The sequence below is a fragment of the Halobaculum rubrum genome, from assembly GCF_019880225.1.
GTDB classification, from domain to species: domain Archaea; phylum Halobacteriota; class Halobacteria; order Halobacteriales; family Haloferacaceae; genus Halobaculum; species Halobaculum rubrum.
Map to the genome: position 1 here is coordinate 2704376 of NZ_CP082284.1, position 26285 is coordinate 2730660.

At 69.0% G+C, this 26285-nt stretch carries 31 protein-coding genes; 15 read left to right on the top strand and 16 right to left on the bottom strand.

All coding sequences use genetic code 11. The annotated features are described in order from the left end of the window. Positions 1-589: 589 nt before the first annotated feature. Positions 590-967 carry a rhodanese-like domain-containing protein gene (locus K6T25_RS13780; protein WP_222915045.1) on the bottom strand — a complete coding sequence of 126 codons (378 nt, stop codon included), beginning with the start codon at positions 965-967 and terminating at the stop codon, positions 590-592. Between the two features lie 373 nt (positions 968-1340). Here K6T25_RS13780 and K6T25_RS13785 point away from each other — a divergent pair, with 373 nt between their 5' ends. After that, complete coding sequence (locus tag K6T25_RS13785) at positions 1341-1586, top strand: AbrB/MazE/SpoVT family DNA-binding domain-containing protein (protein ID WP_222915047.1); 246 nt, start codon at positions 1341-1343, stop codon at positions 1584-1586. Next, on the top strand, positions 1583-1969 hold the full coding sequence (locus K6T25_RS13790; protein ID WP_222915049.1) for a PIN domain-containing protein: 387 nt from the start codon (positions 1583-1585) through the stop codon (positions 1967-1969). Before K6T25_RS13785 ends, K6T25_RS13790 begins: the two co-directional genes overlap by 4 nt. A 191-nt stretch (positions 1970-2160) precedes the next feature. On the opposite strand, the gene K6T25_RS13795 is transcribed toward K6T25_RS13790, so the two are convergent. Both K6T25_RS13795 and K6T25_RS13800 read right to left on the bottom strand, forming a co-directional pair. After that, positions 2161-2472: a chorismate mutase gene (locus K6T25_RS13795; protein ID WP_222915051.1), complete on the bottom strand. Its 312-nt coding sequence runs from the start codon at positions 2470-2472 to the stop codon at positions 2161-2163. A 28-nt stretch (positions 2473-2500) separates the two neighbouring features. After that, a complete protein-coding gene (locus K6T25_RS13800; RefSeq protein ID WP_222915053.1) occupies positions 2501-3376 on the bottom strand; it encodes a shikimate kinase in 876 nt (291 codons plus the stop codon). A gap of 445 nt (positions 3377-3821) precedes the next feature. Here K6T25_RS13800 and K6T25_RS13805 point away from each other — a divergent pair, with 445 nt between their 5' ends. From K6T25_RS13805 to K6T25_RS13815, 3 genes are all read left to right on the top strand, one after another. Then, positions 3822-4379 carry a diadenylate cyclase gene (locus tag K6T25_RS13805; protein WP_222915055.1) on the top strand — a complete coding sequence of 186 codons (558 nt, stop codon included), beginning with the start codon at positions 3822-3824 and terminating at the stop codon, positions 4377-4379. Positions 4380-4700: 321 nt separating this feature from the next. Beyond that, entirely contained in the window at positions 4701-5189 is a 489-nt protein-coding gene (locus K6T25_RS13810) for a DUF5796 family protein (RefSeq protein ID WP_222915057.1), read from the top strand. A 1-nt stretch (position 5190) separates the two neighbouring features. Further along, positions 5191-5424 (top strand): DUF7508 domain-containing protein, encoded by a 234-nt coding sequence (locus K6T25_RS13815; RefSeq protein ID WP_222915060.1) that lies wholly within the window; start codon positions 5191-5193, stop codon positions 5422-5424. A 43-nt stretch (positions 5425-5467) separates the two neighbouring features. On the opposite strand, the gene K6T25_RS15705 is transcribed toward K6T25_RS13815, so the two are convergent. Together K6T25_RS15705 and K6T25_RS13820 are read right to left on the bottom strand one after the other, a co-directional pair. Further along, positions 5468-5602: a DUF7128 family protein gene (locus K6T25_RS15705; RefSeq protein ID WP_275671157.1), complete on the bottom strand. Its 135-nt coding sequence runs from the start codon at positions 5600-5602 to the stop codon at positions 5468-5470. Positions 5603-5682: 80 nt separating this feature from the next. Then, positions 5683-6135: a DUF7992 family protein gene (locus K6T25_RS13820; RefSeq protein ID WP_222915061.1), complete on the bottom strand. Its 453-nt coding sequence runs from the start codon at positions 6133-6135 to the stop codon at positions 5683-5685. A 131-nt stretch (positions 6136-6266) separates the two neighbouring features. On the opposite strand from K6T25_RS13820, the gene K6T25_RS13825 reads away from it, so the two are divergent. Further along, positions 6267-7373, top strand: a complete 1107-nt coding sequence (locus K6T25_RS13825; protein WP_222915063.1) for a S1C family serine protease — start codon at positions 6267-6269, stop codon at positions 7371-7373. Positions 7374-7440: 67 nt separating this feature from the next. Here K6T25_RS13825 and K6T25_RS13830 read toward each other — a convergent pair whose 3' ends face one another. Both K6T25_RS13830 and K6T25_RS13835 read right to left on the bottom strand, forming a co-directional pair. Then, complete coding sequence (locus K6T25_RS13830; RefSeq protein WP_222915066.1) at positions 7441-9882, bottom strand: methyl-accepting chemotaxis protein; 2442 nt, start codon at positions 9880-9882, stop codon at positions 7441-7443. Positions 9883-10027: 145 nt separating this feature from the next. Next, positions 10028-10468: an acyl-CoA thioesterase gene (locus tag K6T25_RS13835; protein ID WP_225917862.1), complete on the bottom strand. Its 441-nt coding sequence runs from the start codon at positions 10466-10468 to the stop codon at positions 10028-10030. 210 nt (positions 10469-10678) lie between these two features. Here K6T25_RS13835 and K6T25_RS13840 point away from each other — a divergent pair, with 210 nt between their 5' ends. After that, positions 10679-10858 carry a hypothetical protein gene (locus tag K6T25_RS13840; RefSeq protein WP_222915070.1) on the top strand — a complete coding sequence of 60 codons (180 nt, stop codon included), beginning with the start codon at positions 10679-10681 and terminating at the stop codon, positions 10856-10858. A 12-nt stretch (positions 10859-10870) separates the two neighbouring features. Here the strand turns inward: K6T25_RS13840 and K6T25_RS13845 are convergent, their stop codons facing one another. Continuing rightward, positions 10871-11401 (bottom strand): bifunctional nuclease family protein, encoded by a 531-nt coding sequence (locus tag K6T25_RS13845; protein WP_222915072.1) that lies wholly within the window; start codon positions 11399-11401, stop codon positions 10871-10873. Positions 11402-11617: 216 nt separating this feature from the next. On the opposite strand from K6T25_RS13845, the gene K6T25_RS13850 reads away from it, so the two are divergent. The 3 genes from K6T25_RS13850 to purM all read left to right on the top strand — a co-directional run bounded on the left by K6T25_RS13850 (position 11618) and on the right by purM (position 15436). Further along, positions 11618-13396, top strand: coding sequence for a TraB/GumN family protein (locus K6T25_RS13850; RefSeq protein WP_222918064.1), 1779 nt, complete (start codon positions 11618-11620; stop codon positions 13394-13396). Between the two features lie 65 nt (positions 13397-13461). Beyond that, positions 13462-14097, top strand: a complete 636-nt coding sequence (locus K6T25_RS13855) for a zinc metalloprotease (protein WP_222918066.1) — start codon at positions 13462-13464, stop codon at positions 14095-14097. 340 nt (positions 14098-14437) lie between these two features. After that, a complete protein-coding gene (gene purM / locus K6T25_RS13860; RefSeq protein ID WP_222915074.1) occupies positions 14438-15436 on the top strand; it encodes a phosphoribosylformylglycinamidine cyclo-ligase in 999 nt (332 codons plus the stop codon). A 1-nt stretch (position 15437) separates the two neighbouring features. On the opposite strand, the gene K6T25_RS13865 is transcribed toward purM, so the two are convergent. Beyond that, positions 15438-15791 carry a DUF5615 family PIN-like protein gene (locus K6T25_RS13865; protein ID WP_222915077.1) on the bottom strand — a complete coding sequence of 118 codons (354 nt, stop codon included), beginning with the start codon at positions 15789-15791 and terminating at the stop codon, positions 15438-15440. Next, complete coding sequence (locus tag K6T25_RS13870) at positions 15788-16000, bottom strand: hypothetical protein (RefSeq protein WP_240009220.1); 213 nt, start codon at positions 15998-16000, stop codon at positions 15788-15790. Before K6T25_RS13870 ends, K6T25_RS13865 begins: the two co-directional genes overlap by 4 nt. Positions 16001-16256: 256 nt before the next feature. On the opposite strand from K6T25_RS13870, the gene K6T25_RS13875 reads away from it, so the two are divergent. Next, entirely contained in the window at positions 16257-17021 is a 765-nt protein-coding gene (locus K6T25_RS13875) for an AMP-binding protein (protein WP_222915081.1), read from the top strand. On the opposite strand, the gene K6T25_RS13880 is transcribed toward K6T25_RS13875, so the two are convergent. Then, positions 17018-19093, bottom strand: coding sequence for an AMP-binding protein (locus K6T25_RS13880; RefSeq protein WP_222915083.1), 2076 nt, complete (start codon positions 19091-19093; stop codon positions 17018-17020). The genes K6T25_RS13875 and K6T25_RS13880 overlap by 4 nt on opposite strands. Before the next feature lie 104 nt (positions 19094-19197). Here K6T25_RS13880 and K6T25_RS13885 point away from each other — a divergent pair, with 104 nt between their 5' ends. Together K6T25_RS13885 and K6T25_RS13890 are read left to right on the top strand one after the other, a co-directional pair. Then, on the top strand, positions 19198-19995 hold the full coding sequence (locus K6T25_RS13885; protein ID WP_222915085.1) for an SDR family NAD(P)-dependent oxidoreductase: 798 nt from the start codon (positions 19198-19200) through the stop codon (positions 19993-19995). 81 nt (positions 19996-20076) lie between these two features. Further along, entirely contained in the window at positions 20077-20664 is a 588-nt protein-coding gene (locus K6T25_RS13890; RefSeq protein WP_222915086.1) for a GNAT family N-acetyltransferase, read from the top strand. 32 nt (positions 20665-20696) lie between these two features. Here K6T25_RS13890 and K6T25_RS13895 read toward each other — a convergent pair whose 3' ends face one another. After that, positions 20697-20957, bottom strand: coding sequence for a DUF8142 family protein (locus tag K6T25_RS13895; protein ID WP_222918098.1), 261 nt, complete (start codon positions 20955-20957; stop codon positions 20697-20699). A gap of 82 nt (positions 20958-21039) precedes the next feature. Beyond that, positions 21040-21393 (bottom strand): DUF7520 family protein, encoded by a 354-nt coding sequence (locus K6T25_RS13900; protein WP_222915088.1) that lies wholly within the window; start codon positions 21391-21393, stop codon positions 21040-21042. A gap of 113 nt (positions 21394-21506) precedes the next feature. On the opposite strand from K6T25_RS13900, the gene cdd reads away from it, so the two are divergent. Further along, the gene (gene cdd / locus K6T25_RS13905; RefSeq protein WP_222915090.1) at positions 21507-21938 is read left to right on the top strand and encodes a cytidine deaminase; all 432 of its coding nucleotides are present in this window, start codon (positions 21507-21509) and stop codon (positions 21936-21938) included. Between the two features lie 181 nt (positions 21939-22119). On the opposite strand, the gene sod is transcribed toward cdd, so the two are convergent. Continuing rightward, positions 22120-22719 (bottom strand): superoxide dismutase, encoded by a 600-nt coding sequence (gene sod / locus K6T25_RS13910; RefSeq protein WP_222915092.1) that lies wholly within the window; start codon positions 22717-22719, stop codon positions 22120-22122. 149 nt (positions 22720-22868) lie between these two features. Between sod and K6T25_RS13915 the strand changes: the two genes are divergently transcribed. Next, positions 22869-24026, top strand: a complete 1158-nt coding sequence (locus K6T25_RS13915) for an MFS transporter (RefSeq protein ID WP_222915094.1) — start codon at positions 22869-22871, stop codon at positions 24024-24026. A gap of 28 nt (positions 24027-24054) precedes the next feature. Here the strand turns inward: K6T25_RS13915 and K6T25_RS13920 are convergent, their stop codons facing one another. Continuing rightward, positions 24055-24678 carry a DJ-1/PfpI family protein gene (locus tag K6T25_RS13920; RefSeq protein ID WP_222915096.1) on the bottom strand — a complete coding sequence of 208 codons (624 nt, stop codon included), beginning with the start codon at positions 24676-24678 and terminating at the stop codon, positions 24055-24057. Between the two features lie 77 nt (positions 24679-24755). After that, positions 24756-26240: a cryptochrome/photolyase family protein gene (locus K6T25_RS13925; protein ID WP_222915098.1), complete on the bottom strand. Its 1485-nt coding sequence runs from the start codon at positions 26238-26240 to the stop codon at positions 24756-24758. Between the last annotated feature and the right edge of the window lie 45 nt (positions 26241-26285).

The window sequence follows — 26285 nt, forward strand, 5'->3', positions numbered from 1 at the left end:
ACTGCGTGGTTAACATGTGAACGAGGCGGCGGTTGTCGGGAGCGGCCCCCGTCGATCTCAGTAGATCTCCGCCCTCAACACCGCGGTTACGGAAGTACGAGGAGAAAGCCCCGTGCTTTAGCGGGGGGATGAATCCGACATCTCTCCCCAAATACCGACCGAACTACCCAAACCGATGGTTTAACTAGCTCATCACCCTACAAACAGCCAACCGAGGCGGCCTGCCCGCCCGCTTAATCGGACAGTATCGGGATTCCCTGATTCCACGCAGAAGGCACCTCCTTCTGCCCGGAACACGGGGTGCAGTCAGCAAACGTATCTCCGAATCCCACGCCGGGATAGGAGTACCGGCTGGGTGGCACAGCCAGTAGCTGTCCGTCGGGGTGGCTACAAACCGTAACCATCCCAACCCAGCGGTGCGGTACCGTGGGAATCCTCGCCCTTTCAGCGCGGGGAGGATGTCAAGCGGGGTCACACTGGCTGTCTTCGTTCGTCTGCTACCGCCTCACGCGCAACGAGGGTGAGATCGGAGTCCCGCAGTGAGCGGGCCCGAGCGCACGCGACGAGGGTCCGGTGAGCTACAGAGGCGCTACAGTGCCGATTTGAGGTCCCAGATCAGCGACCGGATCGTGTACCCGATCGATCCCTTCCGGTAGCCGTTCCAGCCGCTGATGCCGCCCGCGAGCGTTACGGCATCGTACCCCGCGGCGTCGAGTACGCCCGTCGCGCGTTTGGCGACGACGCCCATCTTGCAGACGACCACCACGTCCTCGCCGCGCGGGATCTCGTCGAGGTGTGCACGGAGCGCGGCGTCGTCCCCGCTCCGGAGATCGTCGTAGACGGGCACGTTGTGGCTGCCGTCGATCGCGGTCCGCTGGAAGGCCGCTTGCGGGCGGATATCCAGCACGAACGGGGCGTTGCCGCCGTCGAGTCGGTCGTCCAACTCCTCGGGACGGATGCTACTCATTGGTACGGTCTTGTCTTCCAAATTCAAATCCGTGGCGCTTTCGTGGGCGTGTCGGGTGGTCCGCGTCGGCTATCGACGCCCTCTTTGTTCGACCTCGTTCAGTTCGATACGATCCACCATATATTCAGAGAATATAAGATTCGGTGACAAACACATCCCGTTGAAAAACGGTGAACGGCGTCTTTCACTAGACAACTCATATGAGCAGAACTGCCGTCGGTAAGACGCTTCTTGAGCCTCACCGACCCTCTCTTTGCTCCACTTTGTTCAGCTCGCTAAAATCCACTATACATACTATTGAACCGATTTCGTGAGAACCATCAATTGCGTTCTGATGGTAAGAATCTTTGTCTATGGTAACTTAGTCTTCTCTATGTCAGCAGAGACGGATGCACAGGGACGGCTGTACATCCCGAAAGAGGTGCGCGAGAAGTACGGCCAGAAGTATCACATCGTCATGTACGAGGACAGAATCGAACTGATCCCGGTTGCGGACGACCCACTCGCCGCTGTCCGCGAAGCGGCGGGCGGGCTTCACGAAGCGTCCGTCGAGGAAATCAGGGAGGACATCGAGGCGGAGGCGAAAGACGAAGCTGCGGAAGCCGGTAGCGACAGATGACGGTGTACGTCGAGACAGATTTCCTGCTCGCACTCGCCAAAGATACCGATTGGTTACAAAACTCGGCAGAGGACGCCCTCGATGAGTACGACGTCGAAACGTCGCCGTTCTCGTACCTCGAACTCCTCCTCGCCCGGGAACGGTACGAGTTCGACTACGTTCCGCTGGTAGCAAACCTGCTCGAACTCGTCCCCGTGGGAAACGAGGAAGAGAAACAGGTGGTTCTGAAAGCGGTTAACTACTACGACGAGGGGATGACGTCGTTCGACGCGTTCCACGCAGCGACTGCGGAAACGCGTGGGATGAACGTGCTCTCGTCTGAGAAAGACTACGAAGAGATCGAGGTCGAACGACTCCCACTTGAACCAACTGACGAGAAATAACTTCGGACTGAAGAGAGGTACCAACTGAACGAAGCGACGTATTCGTAGCGGGTTTCGTGACCGCAAGCGCGACAGATCTGATCGAATCTTCCGGCTGCTCATCGAGTCCAAAAATCCGGGCGGTGGCACGAGATTCGACATCTCCTTCCACTAATGTGTGGACAGAAGCCCCGTAACAGCCGTTCTCCCGGCTACCGACTCTCTCTTTGTTCTACCTTGTTCAACTCGATCAGCAGTCGGAAGATCGCCTTCACGAGGTTCGCGTCCACGTCGAAGCGCTCGGCGTTCTCGCCGGCCCGGTCCATCACGGCCTGCTCTTGCGTCTCGTCGGTCGTCGGCAGGTCGCGACGCTCCTTCACGCCGGCGATGGTGTCGGCGACGTACGTACGCCGGGCGATCAGTTCGACCAACTCGCGGTCGATGTCCGCGATCTCCTCTCGCAGTTCGTCCAGGCTCATTGCCTCCAGTTCCTCGGGGGATTGAGTCGTATCGTCGTAGCTCATTGTCTGATCTCGTGTGTTCGTCGTCCGGTCACAGCGCCCGCACACCGGTCTCGCGCGTCCGAATCAGTCGCGTCTCGCCGTCGCGGGCCGCCCATCGCTCGCGCACCGTCGCCAGCGCCTCGCGGTCGCCGACGGCGACGACGCTCGGGCCGGTGCCCGACAGCGAGACGCCGTCGCAGTCGGCCATCGCCTCAACGGCGGGGTCGGTCGGGAACCCCAACGCCGCCGAGAAGGCGAGCCCGTTCACCGTCATCGCCCGCACGTAGTCGCCCTCGAGCGCCATTTCCGTCGCCAACTCCGCCATCGGCGCGACGCGCTCGCACGCTGAGACGTCCGTGTCCGCGGAGTACGCCCGCTCGGGCGGCGTCCACACGAGCGCGTGCTCGGCGAACGGGTCGTCGCTGACGAGGAGTTCGTCCGCCGTGTTGTCGGTGACGGTGACGCCGCCGAGCATCGACGCCGAGGCGTCGTCGAACGCGCCGGTGACGGTGACGCCGGCGTCGCGAGCGGCGCGGACGCCGACGCGACACGCTTCGGTCTTCGTCACGTCGGCGTCGGGGTCGTTCGCCACCTCCAGCCCGAGCGCCGACAGCGTCGCCACCACGGTCGCGTTCGCGGCCGCGCTCGAACTCTTCAGCCCCGCCGCGGTCGGCACCTCGCTTTCGGTCTCGACGGCCCCGCCCTCGCCGGTGCCGTAGCGGTCGACGACCCGCTCGACGCACCGCTCGATCAGCGTCGTGTCCCCGTCGGGCGCGCCGGCGATGGTGCCGGTGACGCCCTCGGCGTTCGGGTCGAGCGCGACCGTCGCGCTCGTCTCCAGATCCAGCGCGAACGCGGCGCCGCGGCCCGTCGCGAGCGCGTTGACGACGGTCCCGGCGCCCGGCGCGGCGGCGCGTCCTTCCATGCGTCGACGCGCGCGTTCGCCGGGGTAAAGCGTGGCGGTCGTGTCAACATCGCGGTCGCGAGTGGGGGACGGAGACGAGCGGATCCGTCCCGCCGGGTGATGACCGGAGTCAGTGATATCCGGTCCACTCCGTGCACACGGCAATATGCTGGTCGCGCTTCGCCTACGAACGACGAACAGGCGCCGGTTGGGCGGACCGTTCTCGGGTCCGACACAGGACAACCCGAGCGGATGGATGGACGGCTCGTCTACTCTGTACACTCTCGGCGTCGCGAGAGACCCAGGAACCCGTGCACGTACGCACAGAACGCACATATCAACATAAATAACAAACTGACGATCGTAACAGGAACGATGTGTGAGACCGAACTCGTGTTCAGTAGAGCAGTGAATCCGACCTGAACAGAGTTTAATAGCGGTCCGAGTGTACGGTGTTGGGAGACGAATGGAAGAACTCGACCAGGTTTTGAAAAAGTACGCCTCCAGCCAGGATCTGATGGACCGGATCCGATACGTTGCCGAGACGTTGAGTGTGGAGTTCGATAAGTGGGACGACCAGTACGTGAGTGGTCCCAGCTTGTACTTTCTGGTCGTTGCCGAAACCGATTTCGAGGAGTACACCGACCCACTCGGCGAGAACATCTGGCCGACCGATCGGTGTAAGATCGTCCTCGACTCGCTCGAGGGGTTTCGGCGGGTCGCCGAGGACGTCGCGTTCAGCCGGGACGGCGCGATCATCGTAACTGGAGACGGAACGATTCAACGACAGATGGTGCGAGTTCGGAGCCCCAATCACGCGGAAGTGTCCGCAGTCGCGGACCTCGAGTACCCCGACTGGATGGGGACCAAACACATGAGTGCCCTCGAAACATCGCTCCGAAAGAACGTCCTGTGGGCGATCACGCTCAGTGAAGAGAACGGTCGTGTCACCACGTATCTCGACGGCACATATCAGGACTATCCCCGCGAGGAGATCGGCGGCCGGTGGCGACCGGACCAGTAGTGCCGTCCTCACGGTTCCGTTGAACCGGGAGACTGCTGGGCGGCGAATACGCTATGGCGTTTCCCGGTTGGTTCGCTGGCTCGCTGTGCTCTGCTCACGGCTCACTCCGTTCGCCGTTCGCGTATTCGAGGCCTCCCTTCGTGAGACTCGCTCTCTTTGTGGGCGGCTCGCCCGCAAGGTCGCCGCCGATTCCCGCGGGGTTCGCTTCGCTCACGCCGCGCTCTGCTCACGAGGACTCCGGTCGGCCTCGCTCCGCTCACGAGGACTCCGGTCGGCCTCGCTCTCGCCGCGCTTATTCGCGTCCACCACCCATTCGGAGGCATGAGCGCCCCGCACCGCAACGACATCGCGCCCGCGAGCGTCTCGGTCGCCCTCCGCGAGGAGGGCGTCGAGGTGGAGTACCTCGACGGCCGGGTCACCTTCTACCACGGCGTCCCGCAGGTCGTCGAGGAGACTCTCACCACCTCGCCGGGCAAGGAGACGCACGTGCTCGTCACCGACCCCACCGAGACGGAGGGTGTCCTGCTGTACGTGAACGACCTGCGGACGCACGACGATATCCTCGAACAGACCGGCGTCGGTCGCGTCATCCTCGGCGAGGATGAGGATGAGGAGCTGTTTCCCGGCGTCACCGCCCGCCGGCCGGGGGGTCAACGCACCGAGATCGAGGCGGATCCCGAGGTCGCCGGCGGGCGCGTGTTCGCCTTCGTCGAAGACGACTGGGGCGAGGAGAGCTACGAGTTCGTCGCGGGCGACGACGCCGGCGACGTGGACGCCGACGCGGCCGCGGAGGGGAACGGGGGCGAGTGAGATGAGCCTCCGGAAGCCGTGGCGAGACCTGGACCGATCGGCGGCCGCCGCCGCGCCCGTCCGGCACGGCGTCTACGAGTTGGCCGACGCCGACGGGGAGCCGGTCGGACACGGAGTCGGCGTCCTCCGCGACGAGGTGAAGGAGGCGCTCGCCTACGGCGACGCTGCGAAGGTCCGGTGGCTCGTCGCGGAGTCGCGCGAGCACGCGGAACGCCTCGCGGACGACCGCTTCTGATCGGCGGTCGGACCGTCCGCGGCCCGAATTCCGGGGAACGGTCCTACTGGAGGTAGGAGGGGTCTTCCGCGTCGCAGTGCTCCTCGTGCTGTTCGGCGTCGTCGGGGTCGTCGAACAGCAGGCCGCAGGCGTCACACTGGTACCAGGTCATCTCGTCACGCTCCGTTGCCGTGACCATAGGTAGCATTCGGCGGGCCGAGGGTAAATCGCTACCGGCGCCGCGCGGCCGTCCCCGTCGCCGGCGGCGCGGTCGCCGAGTCAGAAGTCCGGGAGATCGTCAGGCGCCTCGAACTCGCTTTCCCAGTCGACGTACTCCGCCTTCAGCACCTCGCAGACGACCTGCCCGAACTCGGTCAACGCGGCGTTGATCGCCGACACCTGCTCCCAGCTCCGGAGGTCCGGGTGGAGGTCCCGCTCCTTCCAGTCTTCGGGGATCCCGGGGGCGTGGTAGCCGACGCGGTCGGCGAAGTCGTCCCAGAAGAAGTCGAACCGTCCGAACAGCTCCAGTTCGCCGGCGATGCGCCACGTGTCGGCGTCGATATCGGCGTCCGCGGCCCACCGGTCGAACGCTCCCTCCCACGCGCCCTCCCGGAGGAACGCTTCCAGCTCCTCGCGATGGTACTCGTCGCCGGCGACCTCCGTGTCGTCGTACTGGCTCGGGTCGACCGTCGAGAGGGTCGGCGTCGGGGGGATGTCGGCGTCGAGGCTCATGTCCGTTCGTACCCACGGACGCGGCAAATGCCTGCCGGACCGGGCGGTCCAGCGCGGCTCCCCCGAACCGCCCGACCACGTGGGACACCGAGAGCGCCGGAGTTATTCGGACCAGGACCCTACCGTGGTTCATGCCAACACGACGCGACGTTCTGGCGGGGCTCGCGAGCGCGGGCGCCGTCGGCGCCGCCGGCTGCGTGCAGGTGGGCTCTTCCGACGCCGCCCCGCAGGCGGCCGACTCGAACGAAAGCGCGGGCACCGACGCCGGAGGACACGAGGCCGCGTCGTCGGCGACCGAGACCGACGTGTACCGGTCGACGATCCAGTCGGTCGTCGGCGTCCTCAACTACGGCCGGAACGGTCCCCAGGGAAGCGGGTCCGGCTTCGTCGCGGGCGACGGCTACGTCGTCACGAACCAGCACGTCGTCGCCGGCGCGACCGAGGTGAAGCTCCGGTTTCAGGGCAACACGTGGCGCGACGCCGAGATCGTCGGCACCGACGCCTACTCGGATCTCGCGGTGTTGCGCGCCGAGAACCGCCCCGAGTTCGCGACGCCGCTGTCGTGGGTCGACACCGACCCCGAGCCGCCGGTCGGGACCCCGGTGATGGCGATCGGCTCGCCGTACGGCTTCAGCGGCTCGGCCTCCACCGGCGTCATCTCCGGTGTCGACCGAGTGCTGTCGGCGCCGAACAACTTCACCGTCGCCGACTCGGTGCAGACCGACGCCGCGCTCAACCCCGGGAACTCGGGCGGCCCCGTCGTCACCTTCGGCGGGGACGTCGCGGCGGTCGCCGCCCGCGGCGGCGGCGACAACCTCGGCTTCGGCGTCTCGGCCGAGCTGTCGAAGCAGGTCGTCCCCGCGCTCGCGACTGACGGCGAGTACGACCACTCCTTCATGGGCGTTCGCCTCCTCGAGGTGACTCCCCTCATCGCGGAGGCGTACGACCTTGACGACGTGGGCGGCGTGCTCATCGTCGAGGTGCTCGATGACGGACCCGCCGCCGGCACCCTCCGGGGAACCGACGACGAGCGGATCGTCGACGGCGTCAGCGTCCCCACCGGCGGCGACGTGGTCGTCGGGATCGGCGGCACCGACGTGGAGGTGCAGGCCGACCTCTCGAACTACCTCGCTTTGGAGACCGATCCCGGCGACGCCGTGGAGTTTATAGTGCTCCGTGACGGGTCCGAGACGACTGTCTCGTTCGAACTCGGGGAGCGACCCGACCCCGGAATCTGAGTCTCGGTCGATCCTCGGCGTCGCAGTCCGTTTTCCTCCCCTCCCGATCCGTCTCGGTCCGTTCCGTTCAGTTCCCGCGGCTCTCGGTCCCGTTCGCGTCGCGGTCCGTCACGCCTGGCTCTCCGCCGTCGGCGACCGCCCCGTCGTCGCCGAACTCGAAGTCGCCGCGGTCGTCGACTCCGCGGTCGCTCGGACGGGCCTCGACGCCGCCCTCGGCTGCCGCATCCTCCCCCGTCTCGAAGCTCCCCGCCAGCTCCCGCAGGTCGGCCGCCCGCCCCGCGAGTCGCTCGACCTCGCCGCTCACCTGGTTCAGCGACGCGGACTGTTCGGCGGCCGCCGCCGACACGCTGTCGGCCTCCGCGGCGGCCTCCTCGCTCACGCTCGCGACCTCGTCGGCCATGGCGACGACCTCCTCGGCGCTCGCGGCCTGATCGTCGGCCGCGGTGGAGATGGACTGGACGCCGTCGTTGGCCTCCTCGACGGCCTCGACCACGTCGCCGAGCGCGTCCAGTCCCGTCTCGATCGTCTCGGCGCCATCCTCGACGCGCTCGCTGGTCTCCTCGATGTCCTCGACGGCGTCGGCGGTCGACGACTGCACCGCCTCGATCCGGTCGGCGATCCGGCCGGTCGCCTCGCGGGTCTCCGTCGCCAGAGTCTTGACCTCCTCGGCGACGACGGCGAAGCCGTCGCCCTCGGCGCCCGCATGGGCGGCCTCGATGGAGGCGTTGAGCGCCAGCGTGTTCGTCTGCTCGGCGATGTCGTCGATCAGGTCGACGATGTCGCCGATCGCCGTCACCTCGGACTCGAGGCCGCGAACGACCTCGGCGGTCGACTGCGTGTGTTCCTCGATGGCGGCCATCTCCTCGACGGCCTCGTCCGCCAGATCGGCGCCGCGGTCGCCGCGCTCGGCGGCCTCCTCGCTCATGTTCGCGACCTGATCGGCGGTCGCAGCGACCTCCTCGACGGCCGCCGACAGGTCGGACATCTCGGCGGTCACCTCCTGGAGGTGGCTCACCTGCTTGTCGACGCCCGCGGCGATCTCGTCGGTCGAGTCGGCCACCTCGCCGGCGGCGCGCTCGGCCTCGGCGACGCCGGCGTCCGCCTCCTCGCTGGCGGCCGCGACCGCGGCGGCGGCGCGGTCGACCTCCCCGACGGTCGCCGCCAGCTCGTCCATCATCTCGTTGAACTCCGCGGCGATCCGCGCCATCGACTCGTCGTCCACGTCGGCGTCCATCCGGGCGGTGAGGTCGCCCTCGGCCGCCCGCTCCATGGTCTCGCCGTACGACTCGGCGGCGGTCGCGAGCGCCTCGTTGGTCGCGCGCATCTCCTCGATCAGCGACTCGAGTTCGTCGCGCATCTCCGTGAGGGCCTCGCCGAGTTCGCCGGGGACGGTCCGATCGAGCACCGGCGCGTCGAACTCGCCGTCGGCGACGGCCGTCGCTTGCGCGGTCGCGGTCGCGAGGTAGCGTCGGACCTCCCCGAACGACTCCTGGACTGCGCCGACCTCGTCGATCCGATCGTCGGGCTCGGCGGCGGCCGAGTCGGTGTCACCGGCCGCGAGCGCCTCGGCGCGGGTCGCGAGGTCCCGCAGCGTCCGCGAGGTCGACCGACCCAGAGTCACACCGATGACGAGAAAGCCCAGCGCGGCGATACCGATGACGGCACCCAGGGCGAGCCGAACCTGCGTCACCAGCGCGTACGCGGCCGACTGCGGCATCGACCGGATGACGACCCAGTCGGTTCCGTCGACCGGCGCGTACGCCATCACGGTGTTCGTCCCCGCCATGTCGTGGGCGCCAGCCGTCTCTTGGCCGTGGGTGAGCGCGTGGGAGTCGAGGCCGCCGGCGAACTGTTGGCCCAGCACCTCGGCGTCCGAGCTGAACAGGACCGTGGCGCTCCCGGCGTCGACGACCCGGGTATCGCCCTCAGATCCTGTCGTCGCGTCACCCGCAACGGCGGCGGCGTCGACGGTCATCACGAGCGCGCGATCGGTTCCGGGAACGCCGCTCGCGAACGCCATCCAGTGGGCGCCGTTGCGCTCGTACGTCGACGAGACGACCGCTTCGGTCGGCTTGACCGCCGAGAGGTCCGTCGCCCCGGACTCCCAGTCGATCCCGGTCAGCGTCGTGCCGACGGCGTTGTCGGTCGTGCTGCGCTCGACCGCCATCGAGTTCACGTCGACGTAGTGGAGGGCGATGACACGGCCCGACAGCCGCTCGAACTCGTGTTCGATCGTCGTCTGCACCGCCCCGCCGTCGCCTGCGTCTCTCTCCAGCTGTTGAGAGACGAGCCTGACCGACTGTTCGTTGTTGTCGACCCAGCTCGACACCTCGCTGGCGGTCGTCTCCGCGTTCGAGCTGAGATCGTCGTGCGTCTGGTCGGTCAGCGTCGCGGCGACCTGCCCTTGCAGCGCGAACCCGGCGGCCGTGACGACCAGCAGCGTCGCCAGCGTGAGCGCCGTGAACTTCCTGAGGTACGTTCTCCTCAGGGCGTCTGGAATGCGACTCATGCTCCCCATTTCGGCGAGAGATACTTACGACCAATCCTCCAGATATCAGCCCGGAGAACTACCTCGTTCGGCGCGCGCTACCGCAACCGCCGAAATCGACGGGGTGCGTCGGCGCGGAACCGGCACCGAACGCCGGCCGCGGACCTCATCCCAGCCGTTCGCTCACGTCGGTCAACTGCGCCCGCCGTTCCTCGGTCGCCTCCTCGCGCAACGCCGCTTCCTCCGGGGTCGGACACTCGAGGTCCGGCACGGGCGTCGGCGTACCGTCCTCGTCGAGCGCGACGAACGTGAGAAACGAGGTGGTCGTCCGCCGCTCCTCGCCGGTTCTGGGGTTCTCGGCGCGAACGTCGACCTTCACGTCGACGCTTGTGCGGCCGGTGTTGAACACGTACGCTTCGATCACGGCCACCTCGCCCAAGTCGATGGGTGCGATGAAGTCGACGTGGTCCATCGACGCCGTGACGCACTGGCGCCGCGAGAAGCGCATCGCCGCGATGGCGCCGCAGATGTCCATCCAGTGGAGGACCGCGCCACCCAACGCCCGCCCGAGGTTGTTCGTGTCGTTGGGAAGCAACAATTCCGTCATCTCCGTGTACGAGGCGGCGAGCGTTCCCTCCTCGTCGTCGCGGGCGTCTCCGTCGGCTGCTCCGTCGACGGCGTCGTTGTCGTCGGTCATAGCGGGTCCTTCCGGTGGCGTGGGTCTCAACTCCTGCGGTGTCGCTCCCGACAGTTTCGAGGAACGAGACGCGCGGTCGCCGTCCGAACCGTTATGCGGGGATCGACCGAACGGTGGCACGTGATAACGAACCGTGATATCACGTCGCGGGAACTCCTCGACGAGGCCCTCGACGAGTTGGTCGACTCCGCCCGCGCGAACGGTGTCTCCGACGACGAGACCGCGGAGGCGCTACGTGTTCGGGCGGCCGGAATCGCGGGCGGAGCGGACGGAGAGACCGAAACGGGGTCCGAAGCCTGACCGCGACGCCGCTCAGCGGGAGCGGAACTCGTCGTCCGGGTCCGACTCCGAGCGGCTGCTCTCTCGATCTCGGGGACCGGAACCCCGGGGTCCTGGGTCGTCGCTGTCGGCGTCCACGTCGAACGACTTCGGCGGCTGCCCGGCGGTGTCGATCACCTCGTCGCTCACGCGGATCGGACACTCGAGCCGGGCGGCGATGGCGATAGCGTCGCTGGGGCGGGCGTCGAAGACGAACCGGTCCGGCTCGCCGTCGACGTAGCGCTCGGCGGTGAGTTTGCCGTAGAAGGTGCCGTCGACGATGTCGTCGATCCGGACGGAGTCGACCGCGCCGCCGAACTCCGTCACCATCTCGACGAGCAGGTCGTGGGTGAGCGGTCGATCGAACGGCTCGCCCGCGAGCGCGTCGCGGATCGAGCGCGCCTGATCCGGGGTCACGAAGATCGGGAGATACTCCCCGCGGGTGCGGAGCACGACCGCGGGAACCTCCTCGCCGTCCGGCCCCGCCCCCACGCCGATGCCGGCGACCTCGGCCTCGTGGTCCATACGCACACCATGCGGGCCGGGCATGAATACCTACCGTGCCGTCCCGAGCCGAGCACCCGTCGGTCCGGAACCCGTCCGCGACGCGAGACGTGAGACTCCGACAGGCGTATACGGACCGGACGGAAAAACCCGGCCAATGAGTACCGGAACCGGATCGCGCGCGGGGTCGCGACCGTGAGCCGCGATCCCGACGCCGCGGATACGCCCACCTCTGACGTGGTCGGCGACCGCACTGCCGACACAGGTGAGGCCCCTGCGTCCGCCTCGTCGGCCGCCGACGGCCCAGCCTCCGCCACCGGACCGCAACCCTCCAACGAGCGTGGCGAGGGGAGCGTCCGCGTCGTCGGCACGGCCCACGTCTCGGAGGCGTCCGTCCGCGAGGTCGAGGAGACGGTCGCCGAGGAGCGTCCCGACGTCGTCGCCGTCGAACTCGACGAGGGGCGCTACCGGCAGATGAAGGGAGAGACGCCCGACGACCTCGACCCCGGCGACCTGCTTCGGGGCAACACCGTCTTCCAGTTCCTCGCGTACTGGATGCTCTCGTACGTCCAGACGCGGATGGGCGACCGGTTCGACATCGACCCCGGGGCGGAGCTGCTGGCGGCGGTCGAGACCGCCGAGGACCTCGAGATCTCGGTGGCGCTCGTCGACCGCGACATCCAGACGACGATCCAGCGCTTCTGGGCGCGGCTCTCGCTGATCGAGAAGCTGCGCATGGTCGGCGCGCTCGCGTTCGGCGTCACCGATCCCCGCGTCGCGGGGGTCACGTTCGGCCTGCTCGTGGGCGTCCTGCTCGGCCCGGCGATCGGGCTGTTCGGCGGCGCAGTCGGGATCACCGACGCCGTGCTTACGCGCGTCGGCGTCGGCGCGCTCGTCGGCGCCGTCGCGGGGTATCTCGGCTACCGCGCCGCGTCGCCGACGCTGGGCGGCGACGACGCGGATGGGTCCGGAGGCGTGACCGCGCTCGGCGTCGGTGCGATCGTCGCGGTCGCGGTCGCCGCCGCGGTGACGGTCACCGGCGCCGGTGTCGACGCGGTCGCCGGGCTGCTCTCGGGCACCCTCGTGCGCGCGGCCGGGAGCCTGGCGCTTGGACTCGTCGCGGGGGTGTTCGTCGGCGCGCTCGCGGCCGTGGCCATCGACGCGCTCGACCTCGCGCCCGCCGCCGACGGCGACGACCTCGAGGGGTTCGACCCGGACGATCTGACCGACACCGACGTGGTGACGGCGATGATGGAGGAGTTCCGGGAGTTCTCCCCCGGCGGCGCCGAGGCGCTCATCGACGAGCGCGACGCGTACATCGCCCACCAGCTCGTGGGACTCCGGAACGAGGGGTACGACGTGGTCGCGGTCGTCGGCGCGGGTCACCGCGCCGGCATCGAGTCGTACCTCGCGAACCCCGAGTCGTTGCCACCGATGGACTCGCTCGTCGGCTCCGCATCGAAGGGGGGGATCCCGTGGGGGAAGATCGCCGCGTTCGGCATCTCGGCGGCGTTCATCGGCTTCTTCGTCCTGCTGGCGATGGCCGGCGTGCGCAACGAGCAGCTACTTACGCTGTTCGCCGCGTGGTTCGTGATCAACGGCGTGTTCGCGGCCGGGCTGGCGAAGCTCGCGGGCGCCCGCTGGCGCTCGGCGGGCGTCGGCGGCGCCGTCGCGTGGATGACCTCCGTCAATCCGCTGCTTGCGCCGGGGTGGTTCACGGGGTACATGGAGCTGCGCCACCTCACCGTGAACGTCTCCGACATCGGCACGCTGAACGAGCTGCTGTCGGACGAGTCGCGGCCGATCCGCGCCATCGCCTCGGACATGCTCGACGTGCCGCTGTTCCGGCTGATCGTCGTTGTCGCGGCGACGAACATCGGGAGTCTCGTCGCCTCGCTGCTGTTCGCGGCGTACGTCGTCCCGGTGTTCGCCGGGTCGCTCGACGCGAGCATCACCGACCTGATGGTTCAGGGCGCTCGCGAATCCGCACGGGTCATCTGGGGGGCCGTCGCGTGACCCGCGCCGGCGACGGGGGGAGGAGGAGCGGGGCGTCGAGTTCGTCCGGCGGTGTCGCCGCGTCGATCGCGGGGCTCTCGTTTTCGAGTCGGGAACTCCGGGATCTCTCGCTGGCGTGGGTCGCGCTGTCGGTCGCGTTCGCGGTGTTCTTCGCCGGCGGCGGCACCGCCGTGATCAACACGCTCGCGGCGGGCGCCGTCGGATCGCTTGGCGGACTGCTCATCGTGAGTCTCGTCACCGCCGGCATCGCGTTCCTGTTGCACGAACTGGGACACAAGGTCGTCGCGGTGCGGTACGGCCAGCGGGCGGCCTTTCGCGCGGACTACGGCATGCTGTTTCTCGCGGTTGTCGCCGCCACCGCGGGCTTTCTGTTCGCCGCTCCCGGCGCGGTCCACCACGTCGGTCGGATCACCAAGCGCCAGAACGGCCTCATCGCGCTCGCGGGACCCGTCGTGAACCTCGTGCTCGCGGCCCTGTTCGCGCCGCTGCTGCTGGTCGGGGTTGCGGGGGTCTCGTCGCTGGCGCTGACAGTCGGGACCTACGGCGTCGCGGTGAACCTCCTGCTCGCGGCGTTCAACCTGATCCCGTTCGGGCCGCTCGACGGCGCGACGGTGCGCGCGTGGTCGACGCCGGTGTGGCTCGCGGCGTTCCTCCCGAGCGCGGCGCTGGCGGTCGGGTTCGCCCTGTTCGTCCTGTTCTGACGCGCCACAGTCGGAGCAGTCTCGCGGTCCCGCCTCGATCGCGGGCGAGACGTTCGCCGCGTTCCGCGGCCTCGCTCCGCTCGGCCGCGCTGTGTTCGGGGACGGCTCGGCACGATGACCTCGCCGCCGCGTGCCGCGGCCTCGCTCCGCTCGGCCGCGCTGTATTCGGGGACGGCTCGGCACGATGACCTCGCCGCCGCGTGCCGCGGCCTCGCTCCGCTCGGCCGCGCTGTGTTCGGGGACGGCTCGGCACGATGACCTCGCCGCCGCGTGCCGCGGCCTCGCTCCGCTCGGCCGCGCTGTCGGTGCGCTTTTGCTCCCACCCGAACCCCTCACGAGCATGACCGACGACACGGACGCCGCCGACACCGACGAGGAACTCACCTATGCCGACGCGGGGGTCGACATCGACGCCAGCGAGGCCGCGACCGCCGCGCTCGTGTCCGCAGTCGGCGACGCCGGCGCCGAAGGGAGCGACTACGCCGGCCTGCTCGACATCGGCGATCGGTACCTCGCGCTGGCCACCGACGGCGTCGGGACGAAGCTCATCGTCGCCGAGGCGCTGGGGGACTACTCGACGGTCGGCATCGACTGCATCGCGATGAACGCCAACGACCTCGTCGCCGCCGGCGTCGACCCGGTCGCGTTCGTCGACTACCTCGCGGTCGACGAGCCCGACGAGACGTTCTCCGAGCAGGTGGGCGCGGGCCTCCGCGAGGGCGCCGAGCGCGCCGGCGTCGCGCTCGTCGGCGGCGAGACCGCGGTGATGCCCGAGGTGATCAAGGGACTGGATCTGGCGGGAACCTGCGCCGGCCTCGTCGCCAAGGACGCCGTCTTCGACGGCCACGCCGAACCGGGCGACGCGCTCGTCGGCTGGGAATCGTCGGGCATCCACTCGAACGGCCTCACGCTCGCCCGTGAGGCCGCTACTCGAGAACACGAGTACGCCGACCCGTGCCCGTTCGAGGGGTACGACACCGTCGGCGAGGCGCTGCTGGAGCCGACGCGTATCTACGCGGGCCTCCTGGAGCCGATGCGCGAGCACGGTGTCCGCGGTGCCGCGCACGTCACCGGCGGCGGCTGGACCAACCTGGAGCGACTGGGTGAGAACCGCTACGAGATCACCGACCCGTGGCCCGCCCCGCCCGTCTTCGAGTTCGTGCAGGAGGCCGGCAACGTCGCCGACGAGGAGATGCACCGCACGTTCAACATGGGCACCGGCTTCGTCGCCGCGGTCGACTCCGAACGGGCCGAGTCGCTGGCGGCCGAGACCGACGGCCGCGTGATCGGCACGGTCGAGGCGGGCGAGGGAGTCGCCATCCGCGGCTTGGTGCTGTAACCTACAGCCAGGCGTCCAACTTCTCCATCACGAACTGGTCTCGGTCCCTGTAGGACTCGATGATGTCGAGAACGGCGTTCGAAACGTCGTAAGCCGAGGTGCGCTGCATGTCGAGCAGCATCACTCCACAGTGTTCTGACGGGCGCAGCGGCGCGAAGTCCTTCACGTCCGCCGTGATAACGATCCGATCGTTGGCGACAGCGTACGGAAGAACATCGGGTTCGTCCTTCACACCTTTTCCGAGCACGTTCTGCACGTGTTCAGCGTCGTATCCCTCCGTTTCGAGTATCGCCGCGATCTTCGGCTCCTGGTTCTCATCGACAAGAAACGCCCACTCACGCCCCGACACGCTCACTCGGGGTTGACACTTTCGGGACGGTCGATCCGCGTCTCGACCTCCTCCATCGCCTCCGAGCGCTCGCGACGGACCTCCTCCATCTGGCGGGGATGCTCGTGGTAGTACGCGAGCGCCCGATACACGTCGGCCACGTCCAGATTAAGCCGGTCCGCAACGGTCTGCGGTTCGAGACCACGTCCCTCGACTCGCTCGTAGATCGTCAGCACACCGACCCTCGTTCCGTCTATTCGAGGCTCTCCCCCCAGTACGTCTCTAGTCTCCACGATTCGAGCGGAGGTTCCCCCGTTCGACGACGTGGTCTCACTCATACGACGTGATACGTGCAGTATCATAGAAAGAGCTTCGCCCCGTGTGCTCTCGACCCGGCTACACCCCGAGTCGGTACGATCAGCCGATCGTTCCGGCCGCGATCGCACGGCGCTCGCCGGACCCCTCTTGGTCGCCCCGCTCTAACGCCCTCGCATGACCGAGGAGTTCACGCTCGTCGGCGACCTCGTCGCCCGCGACCGACGCAGCGAGCGGCCCGCACTCCACGCCGCGGAACTCGACCGCACGTACAGCTACTTCGATCTGTGCAACACCGCCTACAAGGCCGGCAACGTCCTCAGCCACATCGGCGTCCGCGAGGGCGACCGCGTCGTCATCGACGCCGACCCACACCCGCAGGCGGTGTTCACGTTCCTCGGCGCCGCCCTTCTCGGCGCGGTGACGGAGTTCGCGTCGGATATCGACCCCGAGTCCGACGCCCGCGCGGTGGTCGTCCCGGCCCAGCGCGAACACGAGTTCGACCTCCCGGGCGGCTCGAAGCTCGTCGCCTTCGGCGGCGACCCCGAGCGGCCGGACACGACCCATTGGGAGGAGGAGGTGTGGAGCGAGAACCCCGCGTTCCCGCCGACGTTCCACGACACCGAAGATCTCGTGCTTCGGGACGCCGACACCGACCGCACGTACTCACACGCCGACCTCCTCGATGCGGCGCGAGAGACCGCGGACGAACTCGCGCTCGATGCGGAGTCACGGGTCGCGGTGCGCGCGCCGCTGTCGGACCCGCGGACGGTCGCCGCCGGCGTCGTCGCGCCGCTCGCCGCGGGCGGGGCGGTCGCGCTCCCGGATGGCGACGCCTCTCTCGACGCGACGACCGCCGTCGTCGCGGACGGTCGCGCGGCGCCGGAGGACCTGACGCTCGGGCTCGACGCGGTGTCGCTCTCGTCGCCCACCCCGCGTTAGCTCGCCTCCCGAAGCGCCTCCAGCGCCTCGGGGTTCTCCATCGAGGAGAGGTCGCCGGGGTCCTCGTCCTGATGGACGGCCGAGATCGCCCGCCGGATGATCTTCCCCGACTGCGTCTTCGGGAACTCCCCGACGAACAGGATCTCGCGGGGGCGGAACGGCTTCCCGTGCTCCTCGCCGACGAGCGCCCGAAGCTCCTCCCGGAGGTCGTCGCTCGACTCAGCACCCGGTTCGAGGACCACGTACGCGGCGACCGCGGTGCCGGTGGTCTCGTCGTCGACGCCGACGGCCGCCGCCTGGTTGACGGCCTCGTGGTCGATCAGAACCCCCTCGATCTCGGCGGGGCCGACCTTCCGGCCGGCGACGTTGAGCGCGTCGTCGGCGCGGCCGTGGAGGTACCAGAAGCCGTCTTCGTCCTTCTGGGCCCAGTCGCCGTGGTTCCACATGGGGGGGTCCGTGAACCGTGACCAGTACTCCGCGAGGTAGCGCTCGTCGCCCGACCAGAGGCTCTTGGTCATCGACGGACAGGAGTCGCGCGCGACCAGGTACCCCCGCTCGTTGGAGTCTGCGACGCTCTCGCCGTCCTCGTCGACGATGTCGATGTCCATTCCCAGTCCGGGACCGCCGAGCGTGCACGGCTTGAGGGGCTGATCCGGCATCGGCATGAGGAAGCAGCCGCAGATCTCCGTGCCGCCGGAGATGTTGATTATCGGCACCTCGCCGCCGCCGACGTGTTCGTGAAACCACAGCCACGACTCGGGGTCCCACGGTTCGCCGGTCGACCCGAGGATCCGCAGGCTGGAGAGGTCGTGGCCCTCGATGTGCTCGTCGCCGTGCTTGCGCAGCGCGCGGATCGCCGTCGGCGAGATCCCGAACTGGGTCACGTCGTGTCGGTCGATGGTCTCCCAGAAACGGTCCGGACCGGGGTGGTCCGGCGCGCCCTCGTACATCAGGATCGTCCCGCCGAAGGTGTGATTCCCGATCAGCATCCACGGCCCCATCATCCAGCCGATGTCCGATACCCACCAGAACACGTCGTCGGGCTTCTGATCGAAGCCGAAGTGGATCTCCTTGGCGCACTGCATCTGCACACCGGCGTGGGTGTGAACGATCCCCTTCGGTGTCCCCGTCGTCCCGGAGGAGTACAGCAGCATCGACTCCTGACCGCTGGGCAGCGACTTCGTCTCGTACTCCGGGGACGCCTCGGCGACCGAGTCGCTCCACCACTCGTCGCGGTCGTCGTTCCAGGGGATCTCGGTGTCGCTCCCGTCGTCGCTCCGCTCGCGGGTCGCTTCGCTCCCCCCTCGCGTGTTCGAGGCGCTTCGCGCCTCGCTACCCAGCCGGTCGTACACCACTACCTCCTCGACGTGACCGGCCTCCTCGATCGCCTCGTCGGCGGTGTCCTTCAGCAGCACCTCGCTGCCGCGGCGGTAGAAGCCGTCGCCGGTGAACAGCACCGAACACTCGGAGTCGTCGATCCGGGTCGCGGTCGCGTCGACGCCGAAGCCGGAGAAGATCGGCACCGCGATCGCGCCGATCTTGAAACAGCCGTAGAGGATGCTCATCACCTCGGGAACCATCGCCATGTAGAGGCCGACGGTGTCGCCCGTCTCGACGCCCCGCGATTCGAGGTAGTTGGCGACGCGGTTCGACTGATCGTGGAGGTCGCCGAACGTCACCTCGCGCACGTCGCCGGGTTCGCCCTCCCACACGCAGGCCACGTCGTCGCGGGCGTCGCCTTCGGCGTGGCGGTCGAGGACGTTGTGCGCGAGGTTGATCTCGCCGCCGGGATACCAGTCGGTGAACTGCGGCCCGTCCGTGTCGTCACGGACCTCGTCGTACGCCTCGGAGAAGTCGATCCCGAGGTAGTCGACGAGTTCGTCCCAGAACCAGTCGACGCCGGAGTCCGGTTCCCCCGGCAGGTCGGTCGTGGTGCGCTCGATGAGGTCCTCGTACCCGTCGATGCCGTACTCGCGCATGAACGCGCGGACGTTCGTCGCCTCGGCGAACGCCTCCTCGGGTTCGTGGACGATCTCGTCTGTGTCGACGGCGGCGTCCGGGTCGTTGCTCATGAGCGGCCGTTTTTGCGGAGACGGCAAGTAATTTTACACGATGGACAGCCCCGCCCGGGGCACACGAGCCAAGAGCGAAGTGCCATCGGGGAGTGGTCGGGCTCATGACCGACGACTCCGCGGGCGAGTTCGATCCGACGACCGCCCTCGACCTCTCCGACCGCGTCGCCGTCGTCACCGGCGGCACTCGGGGGATCGGTCGCGCGATCGCGCTCGGCCTGGCGAACGCGGGCGCCGACGTGGTGCCGACGAGCCGCACCGCCGCGGACGTCAAGGAGGCGGTCGCCGCGGTCGAGTCCCGCGGCATCGACTCGCTAGCGTGTCCGACCGACGTGACCGATACGGACGACGTGACCGCGTTGATGGCGACCGTTCGCGAGGAGCTCGGCGGCCCGGACATCGTCGTCAACAACGCCGGCGTCAACCCCGACGGCGCGCTCGGACCGCCGGAGGCGACGACCGAGGACGCCGAGGAGTTCGTGCTCGACGTGAACCTCCGCGGCGCGCTCCGCTGTGCCCGCGCGGCCGCGGAGGCGCTGCACGCGAGCGACGGCGGGAGTCTGATCAACGTCGCCTCGGTGGGCGGGCTGGTCGGACTCCCCCGACAGCACCCGTACGTCGCCTCGAAGCACGGACTCGTCGGCGTAACGAAGTCGATGGCGCTCGACTGGGCGCCCGAGGTGCGCGTGAACGCGGTCGCGCCCGGCTACGTCCTCACCGACCTCACGGCCGACATCGAGGGGAACGAGCGCCTGATGGACTCGATCCGCGACCGCACGCCGCTGGATCGATTCGCCGACCCCGCGGAGGTCGCCGGCCCCGTCGTGTTCCTCGCGAGTGACGCCGCAGGCTACGTGACGGGCGCGTGCCTCTCGGTCGACGGCGGGTGGACCGCGCGGTGAGGCGGCCGTCCTCCCCCGGACCGCGTCGCCGGCGGCGGATCCTCCACAACTGGTAACACACCGGCCCGCGTACTGTCGCTCATGTACGTCCGCGACGCCAAGAACCGGGACGAGGCGTGGCTGCTCGAGCACATCGAGGAGATGGGGCTCGATGAGCGAGCGTTCCGGTCGCGCGACTACGTAGTCGCGGTCGAGGAGGGGTCGAACGCCCGCGCCGGGTTCGGCCGCCTGCGGGTCCACAAAACCGACGACGGCGAGTTCGTCGAACTGACCGGGATCGGGGTGCTGGAGTCGTGGCGCGGGCAGGGGATCGGCGCGCACGTCGTCGAGCGGTTGGTCGAGAAGGCCGGCGACCAGGAGTTCGACGAGGTGTACTGCTTCACGCCGACGGCGACGTACCTCGAACAGTTCGGCTTCGAGATGCTCGACGACGACGGAGTTCCCGACCCGCTCGCCGACCGGCTCGAACAGGTCCGCGCCGACGAGGGCGAGAACGCGACGCCGCTGCGGCTCGACCGCGAGGAGTTCATGTTACCCGAGCGGTTCCGCGAGCGGTTCAAGGCCGCCCCCGCCGACGGGGACGACGCCGAACCGGAGGTTCAGGAGACCGCCGAGGACTTCGGTATCGACCCCGACGAGGCGACCTACAAGTACGACACCGGGAGGTGATGGCGGCCCGCCGAGCGGACTGCTGCCGGCGATCAGGTCCGACCTTCGAGGAAGTCCGTGGAGAACACGAGGTACGCGAGCATCGAACAGAACAGGATCGGCGGGAGGATCGCGAAGCCCCACAGCGGATCGATTCCCCAGATCAACAGCAACACCACGTCTCCGAGCCCGATCGCGAGGAACGGCAACACCGCGAGTGCGGCCCAGAGCCGTCCGCGACCCGCCTTCTCATCCGGCGCGTCGTCGGGATCCGAACCGGGCACGTCGGCCGATTCTGTCGCGCTCGTCGCCATACCTCTGCTGGTCGCCGCTGGCACAAAAGCACCCCGCTCGCCGCACGGTCAGAGCCGGCTCCGGAGCATCCGATAGGTCGGGTCAGTTGATCGCGTCCTCGTCGAACCGCGAGGCGACCGTGACGAGTCCGAACAGGACACCGAGCACGAGCGCCGACAGCACCGCCCCGTACGCCGCCATCGTCGCCGGAGACCCCGAGAGCGTGACGAGGCCGAACACAGTCACGGCGTCCACGACGTTGTTCGCGGCGACGACGTAGCCCGCGGCGGCCGCGAACAGCGTCACGACTACGGCCGCCCCGAGCAGGTACGGTCGACCGGACACCTCGACGGCGCTCGCCTCCCCTTCGATCGCGTTCTCCCGGTCCCCGACTCGGTCGTCACCAGGTCTGTCGTCCTCGTCGTCGACGCCGTCGGCGCCCGCTCGGTCGCTCACGGCCCCGCTTGGGTCGCCGGCGGCAAGGCGCTGTCGGGTCCGGTACGCCGGATTCCCGGAAGCCGCCCACGCGACGACACATCGTTAAGTGCGAGCGGCCGGTCGGCTGGGACATGACAGCAGACCCCGCCGACGACCCGCTGGTCGCGGCCGCCCGCGACGCCTTCGCCGACGCGTACGTTCCCTACTCGGAGTACCCGGTCGGCGCGGCGCTCCGAACCGCGGACGGCACCGTCTACGTCGGCTGTAACATCGAGAACGCCAACTACTCCAACTCCCTGCACGCCGAGGAGGTCGCGATCGCGGAGGCGGTGAAGCACGGCCACGCCGAGTTCGACCGCCTCGCGGTCGCCTCCGACGCCGCCGACGGCGTCACTCCCTGCGGGATGTGCCGCCAGACGCTCGCGGAGTTCTGTGATTCCGACCTGGAGGTCGTCTGCGACGAGGGCGACGGCGTCACGACCTACACGCTCGGGGAACTGCTGCCGGACACCATCAGCCTCGAGACACTCACCGACGCCGCGGAACGCCGCCGGCAACGATAGCTGCTCGGCGCTCCGCCGGCAGGTCGGATCGCCGCGATCGATCGGGGCCAGGTTCGCAAAGATCGAGGAGTTCGTCGTCCGTACCGCCCCCGGCGACGACGGCCGTGCCCACGGTCGCGTCGTCTGTTCGCCGGGTACGAGTCGGTCCGGTCGGCGGCGCTGCTGCCGCTCGAAGGCGGACCTACTCGAAGAGCTGGACGGCCTGCTGGTAGCGGGTGGCGGGCTCGTCCCAGTCGACGACCTCGAAGAACGCGGAGACGAAGTCGCCGCGGGCGGGGCCGTAGTCGTAGTAGTAGGAGTGTTCCCACACGTCCAGCGCGAGGATCGGGTGGCCGCCCCAGATCGCGCCCTGGTCGTGTTTGTCGACCACGACGTTGCGGAGCTGGTTCGAGAACGTGTCGTACACGAGCAGGGCCCAGCCCGAGGCGTTGCCCGCCGCGGCCTCGAACTCGCCCTTCCAGGCCTCATACGAGCCGAAGTCCTCGGCGATGCGGTCGGCGAGCGCGCCCTCAGGCTCGTCGCCGCCCTCGGGACTCATGTTCTGCCAGAACAGGTCGTGCAGAATGTGGCCCGACGAGTTGTGCGTCACGTCGCGAATGGCACCGGCCGAGGACGAGAAGTCGCCCTCCTCGCGATTCGCTTCGAGCGTCTCCTCCGCAGAGTTCCAGCCGTTGACATACCCCTGGTGATGGGTGTCGTGATGCCACGTCAGCACCTGCTCGGAAATGTGCGGTTCCAGTGCGTCGTAGTCGTACGGCAGCGGATCGAGTTCGTAGCTCATAATTGAATCCTCCGGCTACTACAACGGCGTAATAGCTGTTAAAGATTGAGAAGGTGACTGGTACCACGTGGCAGGGATCGCGCCCCGGAGTCGCGGTCCACCTCGCCGGTACCGACGGAGGAAGGCCCCCGGGACGACGACGAAACGGCGTGCGCGAGTGGCGCGGCGTCGGGCTGGTCGGCGGCTGGCAGGTGTCGGCGAGCGTCTGCTTTTATGCGGTGTTCGCGACGACGGCGTTCCTCCGCGCGGACTTCGACCTCACACGCTTCCGGACGGGACTCGCCGTGACGGCGGTGATCGCGGGCTACACGCTGTCGCTGTTCGCGGCGGGGGCGGTCGTCGACGCCTACGGCGAACGGCTCCCGATGGTCGGCGGCCTCCTCGCGATGGGTGTCGCCTGCGTTGCCGTCGCGGTTGCGCCCTCCTACCCGCTCGTGCTCGCGTCGCTCGTGCTGCTCGGGGTTGCGTACGCGACGGCGATGCCGGCGACCAACCGTGCGGTGCTGGTCGTCGCCCCGGAGGGTCGTCGCAACCTCGCGATGAACGTGAAACAGGTCGGCGTGACCGTCGGCTCCGGACTCTCGGCGGGGCTGATCACCGTCGCCGGCGCCGGCGGCGACTGGGAGATGGGCTTCCTCGTCGCCGCCGCGGTCGCGGTCGCCGTCGCGCTGGCGTTCGCCCGCGACTACGAGGGCCGCGCGGGGTCTGGCACCCTCTCGACGCCCGACGTGCGGGGCCTGCTCTCGGGTCGGGGGTACCGCGGCCTGCTCGTCGCGGGGTTCTTCCTCGGCGCGGCGGTGTTCACCACCACCGGCTACGTCGTGCTCCACATGACCGACGCCGTGCTCGCCTCCGCCGCCGTCGCCGGGGGGACGCTCGCCGCCGTGCAGGTGACGGGGAGCCTCGGACGCCTCGGCGGGGGCGCCGTCGCCGACCGCCTCCCGCTGTCCGCCTCGGTCGCGAACGCACGCGTGCTGGTCGTGCAGGCGGTCGTCAGCGTCGGGGGGTTCGTCGGCGTCACGCTCGTCGGCGGACCGCTCGTCGCCGCCGCGGCGTTCGCGCTGTTGGGCTTCTTCGTGCTCGGGTTCCCCGGGATGTACTACGGCTGTCTCACCGCGCTCGTCGACGACGACGAGGTGGGCGCGGCCACCGCGGGGGGCCAGACGGCGATCAACCTCGGCGGGCTCGTCGCGCCTCCCGCCTTCGGCTATCTCGCCGACACCGCGGGCTACGCGCTCGGCTGGTACGCGTTGGCGGGCTGTGCGGCGCTGGCGGCGGTCGCGCTCGTGCCGCTCGTCCGAGAGTAGGGCGCGGGACTGCGAATCGTAACCGGCCCTACTCCACGCCGGCGATCGCGCCCGGCTCGTAGGCGTCGTGCTGTCTGGTGTACTCCATCGTGGTCGCGACCGACTCGGCGATCTCCGCGCCGGCCTCCCGCTCGACGATGTGCAACGCGAGGTCGATCCCCGAGGTGACGCCACCCGCCGAAAGCACGTCGCCGTCGTCGACGACGCGCTCGTCGCGGACCTCCGCGGCTGTGTCCCGGAGGTCGTCCAGCGCGCCGGCGTGAGTAACGGCGGGTCGGCCGTCGAAGAGGCCGGCCTTCGAGAGGAGCATCCCTCCGGTGCAGACGGACGCGACCGTCGTTCCGGCGTCGTGGTGGGCCGCGACCGCGTCGGGGATCGCGCCGCGGTCGTACTCGGCGTGCGCGCCCGCCTCGCTGCGATCGTTCCAGCCGCCGCCCGGAACCACGAGCAGGTCCACCCCGCCCGGTTCGGGCAGTTCCGCCTCGGCCTCGACACGCATTCCGTGGCTCGCGGTGACGAGCCCGGGCCCGTCGAGCGCCACGAGTTCGGTGTCGAAGTCGGCGCCGGCGCCCTCGGCGTTCTCGAACACCTCGAACGGACCGACCGCGTCCAGTTCGTCGAACCCCTCGTACAGCAGCACGGCGATGTCCATACCCGACACTGGAGCGCCGGGGGCAAAGTCGTATCGCGGGCGGCAAGGTCGTCGGCCACGGCGGCGACGGCGCCGTCTCAGTCCGCGCTCGCCTCCTCCTCGTCATCGCCGCGGGCGCGCTTGTACATCGAGAGGGCCCGCTCGCGCATCTCGGAGTGGTCGATCACCGGATCGGGATACGTCGGCGCGAGCTGTCGCCGTCGGCCGACGGACAGCTCGTGCCACGAGTGGACGTTGTCGGCCGAGACGCTCGCGAGTTCGGGTACGTACTCCGAGATGTACTCCGCGTCGGGGTCGTATCGCTCTCCCTGCGTCATGGGGTTGAAGATCCGGAAGTACGGCTGGGCGTCCGTCCCGGTCGAGGCGGCCCACTGCCACCCGCCGGTGTCGTTGGCGGTGTCGTGGTCCGCGAGGTGCTCCCGGAAGTGCTCGTAGCCGTGGCGCCAGTCGATCAGGAGGTCCTTCGTGAGGAACGACGCGACGATCATCCGCACGCGGTTGTGCATGTACGCCTCCTCCCGGAGCTGGCGCATGCCAGCGTCGACGATCGGATACCCGGTCTCGCCGTCCTTCCACGCCCGGAGGTCGGCCATCGCTTCCTCGTCCTCGCGCCACTCGATGTCGCGCTCGTACTCCTTGTAGTTGCGCGTCACCACCTCGGGGTTCGCCCACAGCACCTGCGTGTAGAACTCCCGCCACGCGAGTTGGGACCGGAACTCCTCGACGGACGCGACGGCGTCGTGTTCCTCCGCGGCGACGCCGTCGTCGTCGGCCATCGCCTCCGCCTCGGCCATCGCTTCCTCGGTGGCGGCGTACACTTCCCGTACGCCGATCGTCCCCCACTTGAGATCCGTCGAGAGCCGGGAGGTCGCCTCCTTCGCCGGATAGTCGCGGTCGTCGTCGTAGCGGAGGACGGCGTCCTCACAGAACGCCGTGAGCCGGTCGCGGGCGGCGGCGGTGCCGGCGGACTGCACGTCGGCCGTCGGCTCCTCGAAGCCGAGGTCCGCGACGGTCGGGAGATCGTTCGCGTCGACGGCGTCGGCGTCGACGAGGGCGTCATCGGCGGGTGCCTCGTAGGGATCTGCCTTCTCTCGGTCCTGCCACTTCCGCCCGAAGTAGGTGAACACCGAGTACGGGTCCCCGGCGTTGGTCGTGATCGTCCCGGGCTCGTGGTGGACGGCGTCGTGGTAGCTCTTGCGGGCGACGCCGGCGTCGTCGAGCGCCATCCGGACGCGGGCATCGCGCTCGCGAGCGAGCCCGGAGTAGTCCTCGTTCCAGACGACCGCCTCGGCGTCGTGGTCCGCCGCGAGGGTCGGGAGCACCTCCGCGGGGTCGCCGCGGGCGACGACGAGGTCCGAGCCGCGCTCGCGGTAGTCGTCGCGCAGTTCCGCGAGCGCGTCGAGCATGAACCGCACACGCGGGCTCGCGGCGTGATCCAACACGTCGTCGTCGAGGACGAACACCGGAACGACCGCGTCGCCGTCGGCGGTCGCATCGGCCGCGGCCGCGAGCCCGCGGTTGTCGGCGACTCGCAGGTCCCGCCGGTGCCAGAACAGGCGCATGAAACCGGACACGGGCGCGACGGTAGTAACGTTAGTGGCGAAACG